The organism is Phyllobacterium sp. YR531 (assembly GCF_000282595.1).
Classification (GTDB): domain Bacteria; phylum Pseudomonadota; class Alphaproteobacteria; order Rhizobiales; family Rhizobiaceae; genus Phyllobacterium.
Map to the genome: position 1 here is coordinate 485365 of NZ_AKIZ01000022.1, position 12064 is coordinate 497428.

Annotated in this window: 7 protein-coding genes and 1 pseudogene; all 8 read right to left on the reverse strand. The window is 53.0% G+C overall.

The window, feature by feature from the left end; genetic code table 11:
• Positions 1 to 97: 97 nt before the first annotated feature.
• The 8 genes and pseudogenes from PMI41_RS25455 to PMI41_RS15875 all read right to left on the reverse strand — a co-directional run bounded on the left by PMI41_RS25455 (position 98) and on the right by PMI41_RS15875 (position 12031).
• The gene (locus tag PMI41_RS25455; protein WP_008126488.1) at positions 98 to 727 is read right to left on the reverse strand and encodes a M24 family metallopeptidase; all 630 of its coding nucleotides are present in this window, start codon (positions 725 to 727) and stop codon (positions 98 to 100) included.
• Positions 728 to 778: 51 nt separating this feature from the next.
• Positions 779 to 1048, reverse strand: coding sequence for an aminopeptidase P family N-terminal domain-containing protein (locus PMI41_RS25460; RefSeq protein WP_008126489.1), 270 nt, complete (start codon positions 1046 to 1048; stop codon positions 779 to 781).
• Between the two features lie 67 nt (positions 1049 to 1115).
• A pseudogene (locus PMI41_RS24790) lies at positions 1116 to 1535 on the reverse strand (ABC transporter substrate-binding protein); the annotation flags it as partial.
• Between the two features lie 23 nt (positions 1536 to 1558).
• Complete coding sequence (locus PMI41_RS15855) at positions 1559 to 6574, reverse strand: filamentous hemagglutinin N-terminal domain-containing protein (RefSeq protein ID WP_008126491.1); 5016 nt, start codon at positions 6572 to 6574, stop codon at positions 1559 to 1561.
• A gap of 96 nt (positions 6575 to 6670) precedes the next feature.
• On the reverse strand, positions 6671 to 7270 hold the full coding sequence (locus tag PMI41_RS15860) for a hypothetical protein (protein WP_008126492.1): 600 nt from the start codon (positions 7268 to 7270) through the stop codon (positions 6671 to 6673).
• 14 nt (positions 7271 to 7284) lie between these two features.
• Complete coding sequence (locus PMI41_RS15865) at positions 7285 to 9090, reverse strand: ShlB/FhaC/HecB family hemolysin secretion/activation protein (RefSeq protein ID WP_008126493.1); 1806 nt, start codon at positions 9088 to 9090, stop codon at positions 7285 to 7287.
• Between the two features lie 7 nt (positions 9091 to 9097).
• Entirely contained in the window at positions 9098 to 9832 is a 735-nt protein-coding gene (locus tag PMI41_RS15870) for an invasion associated locus B family protein (RefSeq protein ID WP_008126495.1), read from the reverse strand.
• A gap of 624 nt (positions 9833 to 10456) precedes the next feature.
• Positions 10457 to 12031, reverse strand: a complete 1575-nt coding sequence (locus PMI41_RS15875; RefSeq protein ID WP_008126497.1) for a TnsA endonuclease N-terminal domain-containing protein — start codon at positions 12029 to 12031, stop codon at positions 10457 to 10459.
• Positions 12032 to 12064: the final 33 nt, after the last annotated feature.

The following is a 12064-nucleotide window of genomic DNA, read 5'->3' on the forward strand; positions in this document are numbered from 1 at the left end:
ATATCTCGGCACGATTGCCCCGGACAATCACGATCTCTTCCAGACGAATTCCGAACATGCCGCTGAGATAGATGCCCGGTTCGATCGAAAAGACATGTCACTCCTCAAGGATCGTTGCGGCAGTCGCCGTGATATAAGGAGGCTCGTGTATATCAATACCCATGCCGTGGCCAGTGCGATGCAAGAAATACGCACCGTATCCTGCCTCGGTGATGATATCGCGGGCGGCCTTGTCGACATCTTTTGCGGTTGTGCCAGGCTTGGCGGCTGCCACGGCAGCGGCGACAGCCCGCTCGAGCACGGCATGAACTTTGCGAAACTCGACGCTCGGTTCACCGCAAAACGCAACGCGGGTCATGTCGCTGGGATAACCATCGCTTCGACCGCCAATATCAATCAGTACGGCTTCGTTGGTGTTGAGCTTGCGTTCACTCGTGTGATGATGGGGAAAGGCGCCATTTTCGCCAAAGCAGACGCTGGTGAATTCGGGCTTTGCACCATTGACCTTATAGTATTCGCGGACGACGTTTGCGACCTCAACTTCAGATATGCCGGGCTTTAATGCATCAAAGGCTGCACGCATGGCACCGTCATTGATAAGGGCGTTGGCATTCAGAACCGCATACTCATCCTTGCTGGCTCTGAGATAGCCGACTGTGTCGTTGAGGAAGGAGCGCTGCGCGCCCGGCAATGCATCAAGCACAAGCAGTGCGAAATCGGCCCGCATTGTCTCATCAAGTGCAATCCGCAGACCCGGATTTCTTCACTCCAGTCGCCTTCAGCAACGCGGCAAGTGCGCCGTCGCGCCGTCGGCATCTGACCATGTAAAGAAGGGAAGATCAGTATGCTGGCGGGCACTTTCGGCGTTCAGCGCCGGCATTATGAAGCCGGCGAAATCCTGAGAGACAATCAGCACCACAGGACGCTCGTCGCCATGCGGTGATAGACCTGCAAGCCAGACCATAGATGAGGTAGGGCCGATTACAACTAGATCGGTTCCGGTATCAATCATGCGTTTGCGCAGACGCGCCATTCGTGTCGTAAACATATCCAGTCCCCGGGGTGCGGTTAGTCGATGGGGGTCGCGTTGGGGCGACCCTCCTATTGGCATGATGTTATTTCTTGGTCACAAGGCGGCAGAACACGAAGTCTGACATCGCTCCGTTCACGTAGCCGGATACACTTTTGGAAAGTGCGACTTGTGTTGCTGCCTGAAACATCACCACTATTGGTGACTTGACCTGCACTTTTCTGTGCAGTTCGACATACATCTAGTTACGCTTGGTATGGTCAGGCTCTGCGCGAACGGCAAGAGTTTCCTTGTTCATTTCTTCGGGTACAGCCCAGCTGTTGCGCCATGTGATTGTCGACTGAGAATTGTTGTCCGAATTGTCAGTGTTATAGGCGAAAGCTTTGGCATTGGAATCCGGGTCCATGAAGTCCGCACCCCAATAGAGCAGCATCGCCTCATGTGTGCGGGCACGGTATTTGGTAATGACCTGGCTACCTGTTCCTGGGATGATCGTGAAGTTGATACGATTCTGATGCAAACTCTCTGTCAACGAAGTGAGTGCAGCCCCTGTCCGACAAGCTGGCGCAGCTGCGTATTGATCAGCTGGTTCTCAAAATAAGCATCGCCAAGAAACGGCACTTCATGCTCCGGCTTGTAACCGATGCGATTAATAAAATAGCCCGACCCGTAGAACTTATTGACATCAAGGAATGCAGCGCGGGTCTCATAGAGGAAAATTTGTCCGGGAACTGTTCCACCAAACCCGCCGGAATTGGGCTTCGAAAGAGCCGCGAGCGCAGCGCCATTGACCCGCAAGACCTCGGCAAAATCACTGGAGGTTGAAGCAACAGCAGATGGGGAGAGCGAAGCCGAGTTTCCGGTGGTGAGCGGGCCGGTAGCCGTGAACAGACCTGCACCTGCCTGCAACTCCGCAAACGCCGCATTGGGGGTGAAGAGTGCCGCGCCTGCGGTAAGGCCTGTCAGTGCGGCTGTTGGATCACCTGGCGCGGTTGTTGCGGCAAGCTTGGCACCGCCGGTGATGAAACTGGGTGCAGAGGTGTTATTTACCGTGGCAAAGCCGCTGATGTCCATATCGCCTGCGGCACGGATATTGCCAGCCGCTCCACCGATGGCTTCGACCTTGGAAAGGATTGACGTGCCCTTGGCGATATCCTTTGAAGGATCGCGGTTGCCGTCAGCATCATAAGCCTCGCAGGCACCTTGGGCGTTGCAGGTCGTCGTGCTGGTGCGGTTGAGCGTAACGCCTTCATTGTTGAGCACCGAACCTTTAAGTGACGCGTCGCCGCCCGCCTCAATCGACGAGAAGGAATTGTTGAGTTCCGTCGCATCGATTTTAAGATTTCCGCCCGCGCGGATTAACGCTTCGGGAGCAAACGGCCCGTCAAACCGGTCCTCGCGAACGCTCTGGCTGAGGTTGGAGTCTTCATCCCATGTGTAGATAACGCTGTGATCTGCGCCCGGATGCAGAACAACCTCTTTTATAATGATTTTGTTCGGATTATTCGGATCGATAACCGGATTGCCACTGGCATCCTTGACAGCATGATCTCGCGCCCATGCCAGAATATCGCCAGCGCTTTTTGGCCCTTCTTTTGAATTCCATGTCCATGCCCTGTACATTGTCCCGTCAGCAAGCTTTACCTGCCCGGGCAGCAGTCCGACATAATCATCCCAGAGGGATGGTGCAATGCCGGGATAAAGCCGATACTGGTCCATGTCACCGAAAGGCCGGTCAAACAGATGCATGTAGGGCTTGTCCAGAACGCCCGGATTCAGATTGAACCCGGTCGTTTGACCTTCTGATACCAAAACATTTTCCCATGTCGGTGTGGTCAGGCGCTTGTTTGTCAGATTTTCCGAAAAGATTGAAACATCATTCTCCGCCCGGATCAGGCCGGAGATGTTGGTGACGGATTGATTTTTTGCATTGCTGGCATTGGCGGCGATGGTGAGATCGTGGTCAGCCAGAATGGCACCCTGATCATTGAGGAGATTGCCAGCTACGTACATTCTTGCGTCGTTGCCTGCATAAATCAGACCCGTGGGCCTGTTGGTCAGATCACTGGCGATATTGAATGTGAGATTGTGGCCTACGGCGAGCTGGCCGGGATTGGAGAGTGAAGCAAGGCTGAGTGTCAGATCGTTTTGCGCCAAAAGCGCACTCGGGCTGCTCAGAGTAATGCCAGCCGCCTTGACATTGATGTTGCCAGAACCGCCATTGTTGGTAATGGCGTTCAAGGTCGCGCCGGTAAAGTCGGCGCTTCCAGTCAGGGTGAGTCCAAGTCCACCCCAGGTATAGGTACTACCTGTAAAGGATGCGGTATCGGCATTGATGATCAAGCTTTTGGATGTGCCGAGATTACTGCCACGATTGCTGGAAAAATCGACGCTTTTGGTTGTAAGGGTGATGTCGCCTGCTGCACGCGTCGTCTTGTCAAGACTGATCGAACCCCGATCTGCCGCAAGAGAGGCAGCCCCAAAGCTCTGCAAGCTATTGTAGGTCACGTCTTGGGATGCATGTGAAGAGAGATCGCCGCCACTCGTCAGATTGCTGGCTTTGATCGAGCCTTGGTCGGCCTGCAGAGTCATTGCGCCAGCTGCAGCGCCTATGTTTTTCTTGAGGACCAGACTGCTATCGGTTGAGGCAGCAAAATCAACACCTGATACGAGCGTATCCACGTTGATCGAGGCAGCCCTCAGGGAGAAATCACCCCCTGAAAGCGATTGACCCGTGAGGGTGATTGCATTGCCTGCGGTCAGATTTAGTGCCTGATGACTGACAGCGTTGGCGTTGATGTTCAGTGCCGCATCACCAGTCAGATTGCCTGCCGCCAAGAGAGAGCCAACATCAACACTGCCGGAAGTGGCGCTGAGATCAAGATCGCCCGCGATGGTCGCACTACCCGCTTTACGCAGAATAATGTCGCCTGATAGGGAGTTCGACGTTGCTACAAAATCCACCCCGGAGATAATGGCACCCGCCTTGATACCGGAACCTGTGATGGAAATATTCGAACCAGCCTGAATCTGACCGCTAACATTGGTGTTGGCTGCGATATGAACGCTGCTATGGCCGATTATATTTTGAGCCGTGAGAGAGGAGGCTGTAACGTCGAGTAGCCCTGCAGAAAGCAGAGCTGACGTTTTAACGATTCCAAATGATGTTGCATTGATGACGATGTCACCCGATGGCCCAACGAGGATAGCTCCGGACGGAGAGGCCGCTGTGGCGACAAAATCAATCCCTGAAGCAACCAATCCAGCAATAACATTTTGCCCGTTGATACGAACATTGTGTCCACCCTTTATCTGATCTTTGACGTTTACATCACCGTTAAGCGTAATATCACGGCGCGCACTAATGGTATCCGATGAAAGTGATGATGCTGTGCTGGTCAACTTCCCGGCAACGAGCATGCCGGCAGCCGTTAGACTTCCCCCTGCTGCATTGACGGTAAGATCACCATTACTGCCAAGAATAATCTTTTTGTTTGGCAAACCATCAGTGGCGGCAAGATCAACGCCAGCGGCAATGATGCCGGTTTTGATGGTTGTACCAGTCAGTGCAATATTGCTCGCTCCAAGAATCTCGGTGCTAACCTTCAGATTCCCGCCGAGCGCAATGTCACCCTGAGCCTTGACCTTATCCGCAGTGATTTCTTTACCCATAGCAGTCAACGAGCCTGCCGAAACAAGCGCACCGGCAGTGATGATGCCTGAACCTGCAGGCGATGCGGATGCCGCCGTCAGCGTCAGATTGCCGGATGATCCGAGCTTGATCTTGCCGCCGTTTGTATCGGTAGCGGCGAAATCAACACCTGAATAGATATCGCCGGATTGAAGCGTTGTGCCGGATATCGAGACATTGGCACCGCCCAGAACTTGGCCTTTGACAGTGGCCGCACCAGTAATCTTGATATCACCTCGGCTTTTGATCCCGTCAGCATTGATGTTGGAAGCGGCAACGTTTGCCGCTCCCCCAGAAAACAAAAGCGCTGAGGAAATGTTCCCAGTCGTCGCAACAAGCGACAAATCACCGACTGCGCCAAAGACCGGCGTCTTCTGTGCGGAGGCGTGCGTTGCCACTATATTGACACCCGATACAATAGCTCCGGATGTGATCGAGCGAGCTGATGCAGACAATCTTCCAGCGGCGGCAATGTCACCGCCTGATGTATTCAGATCAAGGCCTGCCGTCAGCGTCATATTGTTGAAACTGGTGAGCGCCTTGGAGGTGATCGTTCCGGCGGTTGCGGTTATAACGAGGTCAGCAACTTTGGTCTCGCCCTTGATGTCGATATTGCCGGAGCTGGCCTCGATAACGCTCACACCAGCCTCAACACTTTGAAGCGAAACCCCACCATTCGAAGCGAGGGTAAACGTTCCGCCGCTTTTTGCATCACCTGCAATGCTCAGAAGGCCCGAACCGCTGCCAAGCTCGACCGAGCCATCACCATCACCAGAAACTGTCTGCAACGTGATCCCCTTGTCTGCCTTGACGACCACTCGCTTTGGCGACGTAACAGCTTTGGCTGTGATTTTGTCTTTCGAGGTTAGCGTGACGCCCTCGCTGCCGGATACTTCGCCAATGGACAGTTTTCCATCAGCAGAAAGTGAAAGTTCGTCAGCGGTTGCCGCCAGCTTGTTACTCATACGGACACCAGAACCTTTTTCGGTAACGACGATCTTGATCCGGTCGGCTTGCATGGCACCAAGTGCCGAGCCGTCGATGGCATATTCGGGCGTCCCGGAGATAGCCTCAAGGGCTTTTGCTTCCCGCGTTGTATAGTCGAACTTATTGCGTCCTGCCGTTAAACGCAGGTCCTTGCCATAAACTTTTCCATCAACCTTGATCGAGCGAGAAACCACATCAAAAAGATCAACACCGCCATTGCCGGCAGCAAAATTACCGCCCTTCTCACCAAAAGTGATATTGCCGCCATTGATGGTAAATCCGGAAAGCCGCCCCGTCGCGTCAATATCGGGTGTGCCGGTCGTCAGCGTGGCGCGCGGCGAATTAATAAAACCGCAACTATTGCAAGTGATGCCGTTCGGATTGGCAATGATGACGTCGGCCCGCCCGCCAAACACCTCTACCTGCCCCTCGAGTGATGAGCGGTTGGCTTTGGTTACCTCATTCAAAATAACAGTTGCAGGACCAGAATTTTTAAGGTTGGGATTGCCAGGTGTGATACCCCCCAGCAACGATGTTCCGGTTTCTGCATTGTGATTGTTGAGAATAAGCCCCGGCGTTCCGACATTGAAACTGTCATACTTGTTATGAGACAGGCCTTGTGCATTGGGCGTGACGATATCAACGAGCGGAATATTTTTCTCATTCGGCGCAACGCCAATGCTTGGCTGGTTGATCACAGGAGCACTAACATCAGGCGTAACCTGCTGGGCTTGAAGCAGGGCCGGCTGGAAGACAAGAAGGCTACTCAGGAAACCAGCAGTGAACTGGTGCACTAATTTGCCAAGACTGCGATAGTTTCTGTTGCCATTCGCGACGGTCAAAATACCTGGCTGTTTCCTGATCATCGTTTTATCCTGTTTGTGTTCCAGCCTGTTGACGTTCAAGCCAACCGGACTGAGGGTAACTATCTCTGTTTCGGTCTTTTCGTTTCGCGTCAGTTCCTAGCGCGGCGTCAGCCATGTCCTGACCTTCTTTGCGAAGGTTTCAGCCAATTGGGTTGCGACTGCCGTTTGATTGGGTGTTACTGCCGCATTGATGACCATCGCCGGGATGATAGCTAAACCCCCGCCTCTGACAGTTATGTCGTTGGCCCGAATCTGTTGAGCCTGGGCAATCAAGCTACCGGTGCGCATATCCTCAAGACGTACCGTTCCATCGATGAAGCTGTTGTTACCCGCAATAATTCTGCCGGGAGTTGAAGCAACATCCAGATCATGAAGTGTGACAACCAATCTTGCCGGCACGGTGCCGCCTGGATAGCCCTTCAAGCCCTGCGAAAGTTTTTGTTGCAGGACGTGCGATACCAGAGTGACCTGGGATTGCTGACTGACACCATTCAATAGCGGGGAGCCCATCTTCAAATCGGGAGCCAGTTCAATCCTCACATCGGTCACACGGGCTGTCTTCAATGCGACCGTAAGACGTGGATCTTGCGTAACGCATCCGGCAAGCAGGACCGCACCAACCACAACGATAACAAGCAAAGTCCAGCTCGCATATAGATGCAGGTTATTGAATGGTTGCCTGAGTTGGAATTTCATACCCGTAATCCCTGTTACCAACGCACTGATGTTGAGAAATAAAATAGCCCGCTGTGATCTGTGTCGGCAGTGGTTTCGAGGATGCCCGAATAACCGACATCCGCAGAAATATTGCCCCCGGCGAGCCGGACACCGGCGCTCCAGCTGGTCATGTCACCGCCGGGCATCCCGTAGCGCTCTTGTGCGTATACATGCCCGTAATCCAGCCCGACATAAGGTCTGAATTCGCCCAGGCGCTTTGTCAGCAAGGCATTGCTTGACCAGGGCATGCTGCGCCAAGTCAGTTCGTTACGGCTGAAAAAGCCATTGTTGCCAAACAGCAGACTGTCGCGGCTGCCACGCACATTGGAATAGCTTCCAAGCGATATTTGCTCGGCCCCAAACAGATTATCGGGCGTGTACTGGCCGCTCAACACCGAGCTGATCTCAAAATGTTGCTTTGCGAGCTCGAATGGTTTTGTTGCATTAACCGTAGCATTAAACTTGGCAAAGGTAGGATCGGCATTACCGGCTCCCGGTTCACCCGGTTGAACTGAACCAAAAATGTCCAGACCCTGCTCGTAACTCGCATCAAAGGCCCACAGCCCGCCGAACATTCGGCGTGAATGCGATATGCCAAGACTGCCAACCGTATATTCCCGGCTCCCGACTTCGATCTTGCTGCCAAGCAAGAAGTTATTGGTGGTCTTGTAAGTTAGACCAGTATGGACTGTCGTGATGGAATCCTTGTCGCGGCCAACGACACGATCAATGCCAAGACCCAGCTGTTTGGAATCCCCCGATGTTTTGATCGGTCCAAAATTCCCCGCTACTTCGCTGTCATATTCATACCAAGAGCCATTCAGGGAAAACGTGGAGTAGCCATAGGGAATACTGATGCTGCCGGAATAGCTGTTGCTTTTGCCCTTTTCGTCATCGCCCCATATCCCGTCATTGGCCCAAGGATAGTCTGGACCAGTATGGTCGTAAGAAAATGCGATGAGGTCGTTGAGACTGAACAGGTTATCCATGCGGAATGACACAGAGCTTTTGGAATAGCCCGTTTGCTTCTGGCCAAGATTGCTGTTGGCGATAGAAAAGTGCCAAGGAATCAGGTCTGACTTGTTCTCCACATTGAGGATGGATGTTCCGTCTGCTTTTCCTGGCAGCATTGCGGATTTGGCATTGTTGGAAGCCAGGCGGTTGATCTGGTCGAGCCCTTGCTCGATATCGCGAATATTGGCAATTCCGCCTTTCATCCCAGGAAACGCCGTCGTCAACACACCTTTGTATTTTTCCAATGGCGCGCCATTGAGATAAACGTCCGAAAGTATGCCTTCCACCACAATCAGTCGCAGTGTCTTCGTGCCTGCAATATCCTGCTCCGGTACATAGGCACGGGATGTGATGTAACCTTTATCGAGATAGACATAGGTCAAATCACGCATCAGCGTATTGATCTCAGCCAGACCTACGCATTTATTTTCGTAAGGCTTTGTAACTGTATCGATAGCCTTGGGTGCAAATTGCTTCACGCCCTCGACAACAACGCGCTGGATTTGAAAACAATGGCCCTTCTCAGTGGACGGCGTGCCGTCTGCGGGCGTCTCACCTGCTGTGGTCAGACCACTAGCACTCACTTGCGATCCGGATTGTGGTGCTAGCGCAGGGCCCGAATCCGGCGTCTGCCTCTTTAGCGTCTCAAGCCTTATGGCTTGTTCCTGCTCGGCCTGACGGCGGGCAAAATCATCCGCAGGTGACTGCGAAAATGCTGCCCCAACTGTCAATACGGGCAGGACAATTCCGAGCGTGAAAGTGGCACAGGTATGGTGCAGCTTCATGCGTATTCTAGTTTCCAGCGGGCTTTTGCAATTCGCTCAGCGCTGCACTTAGGCCCTTCAGCGAAAATTTGATGTTGATGTTCTGGCCATTGAGCAGACGCAGGCTGCCGGTCGCCTCCGCTCCCTTCTGCAATGCAGTCAGCATTTTTGCATCAAGCTTTTGCTGCGCCCAGCATCCAGCTTGATTGCAGTTGCGGTAAGCGACTTGCATGACAGGCTTGTCGCTTACTGTAATGCCAAAACCAACCGGCAGAAACACATTGAGCGGCACCAGGACCGTCAAGAGAAGCTCCGGCTTTTGTTCTTTGCCTTTTACAACAGGATCAGGCGCAGTCTTGGCAATTGCCAGCGTCAGGACATTAACGTCCTGATCGTTCTGCTTGACCTGAGAAATCTGCGCCACTTCGCAAGCTGCAACGACCTTGCCATCTGACTCCTTCGTGTCAACACAACGATAATACCAATCATCAAACTTTGTCGTTCTGATATCAGGAGCTGTTGGCGCTGATGCCTCAATAGGTGCTTCCACCTGTTGCAAGGGTTGCGTGGTTTCAGCGACGGCCGGTAGTTGCGGCGTTGCTGTCTCCGTCGATGCTGGTGCTTGAGCGGCAGCTGGCTCAGTTACCTCTGGGGGTGTAGCGTCCTGAGCAAAACCTTCAGAAGAATATGCGACCGAGTATCCGAGAATTGTAATCGTGACCAACGCGGAAAAAGCTCTTTTGGTCAAATTGGCATATGCCATGGCAATCATCCTTTTTGCGAGTAGCCTCGCGCAGGCAAAATAAATTCAGGGAAATAATTTTCGAAATAAGTAATGCAAATGATGTCGTAATGAATCTTGCTTTTTAGAGTCCGAAGTGGTGGTCAATGCTTTGTTTTGAGAACGACATACGGTAAAACCCAACGTTTGTTAAACTGTCCCAGCATCTCTCGCAGACATCGCTCAGAAACGCTCTTCCTTGCAAACCGATCTACTGTATATGTCCGTTACAACATCGTTTGTGACTCTTCTTGGCGCAGCGCGAGCCATACTGTCAATTCAACGAAAGTCTGACGTTAAAACGACATCGAAGAACTGCACACCATTTCTCCGGGCATTGTCCCGTTGAAATGATCGCTGCATGATCGTGCACATGGTCTCGTGCTCTCTGCTGCAACATCTCAAGGGACAGGCCATCTCTCCATGGTTACAAATGTTGAGACATAGGAGGAGTCGTCCTCTCCTGCGCACTGAATAGCCACTCGATTTGTAGACGCCTTGTCCCCTGAAAATGTTACTTGGTGACCTGAGTTCTTGCTTCAGTCGCCTTGCACCTCTTTCATTAGATATGACGTCGACGTCTTGCTTCCATATCCAAACGCATTGCTAGCGAGCGCGTAAGCGAAAATCAAAGCAGTAGCGGTGAGGATTATCTGGAAGCGGTATCAACGAGGTTTCATAGCGCAGACCCCGCCTCAACACCGCTCCCTGCAACTGGTCGTATGCCCAGTGCCGCCTTTCAGGATCGAATAGTTTTTCGAAGGCCGATCGTCGTAATACCCCGTTTCGTCGTAACAGATCGTCTAGCTGTCGTTCGAAGTCCTTGTCTGGCTCCAGGGCACGCAGATCGTCAAGACCGAATCCGTTGGCGTCCACCAGACAGTATCCAATGCCACGTTGGCCAAGATAATCTTGCGCAGCAAGCGCTTTAGCTAGCGTAACCCCATCAGCAAGACGATTTCTCCCTTTGATCTCTATGACAAAGAAGAGGTTCGTATCTGTCCTCACCAAAAGATCTGGAATATAGATGCGGTCCGCACCATCATGCTGATAGCGGATTTCAAGGGGTTGCTCGGCAAATTCCGTTACGACCGTGCAGACGTCCAGCGCTCTGATCAGCCGGCGCTCTCCCATGCTGTCGAACCCGATGAGGCGCTGTAGGGTCTTCGAATAGTATGGTTGCTCATATCGGCACTGTCTGAGGACTGGAAGGCCCGCAAGGTTGAGGCGTTGGTGACCCAGATGCCCCGGCCAAACTGCTTTTTTCAGTATCCTGAGGACGAAGGCATTTGCCTTGCGCACAGACTCTGGCTCTGCGTCCAATGCTTTGTCCAAGCGCCCCACAGCGACTTCCTTGCGCCGGATTTTCCGTATGGCAGCAATCGCTTGCGAGACAAGCCGGTGGGCTTCCATTTGAGAAACGCTCTCACGCGAGAGGTAGCTCGTCAGTACGAATTCGATGAAGGCAGAGCTGCATCTCTGCCTTGTCAGCTCGCCAGTGAACCATGACAGTGGAGCCTCTGCATGCTCCTCCAGCGCCTTTTCCTTGATTAGATCCAGAACCCGTGCCGTGAGGTTGCGACCGTATTGCACGCCTGCTTTCAATCTGCGCAGTGTTTTGCTCTCGATTTGCCGTATCCGCTCGCGAGTTACGCTGTAACGCTGGCCAAGCTCGCTGAGCTTTGCCAGCGGATGGAATTCGTTTCCTGGCGAGAGTCGGGCGAGTGCTACTTCACTCCGTCTCTCTAACATGTCTCTAGATCGACCTTTTGGTGGCAGCGCCTCGATGTCATGACGCAGCGCATACCACAGCATCTCGACACAACTACTATCTAACGGAAACTCCTCCGGCCAACCAATAGGTTGCGACTGCCGTCGGATAGAATTTAAAGGCTTCACTTCCACGGCAATGTTAGCTGTCCGCTTCGTCGGCGTCAGCTTTGGTCGCAAGCGGGCGGCTGGTTCCTTTCTTGTGCGTGAATAGGATTGGAATTCGGGTAGTGGCGAGATCAACTCACCGGTTTCGCTCCGTAATCCCATCCTCTTTTGGCGCGCCCGAATCGCTCCTGTTGTCCGGCCATGCGCCGCCGCTATCTCGGAAACGCGCCAGCCTTTCCCCGTCTCATCGTAGAGACTCTCTTCTTCAGCCAATGTCCACGGTAGGCCAGCATTCTGTGGCATCGTTAGAGCCTCATTTTGAGACAGGCCATCTCG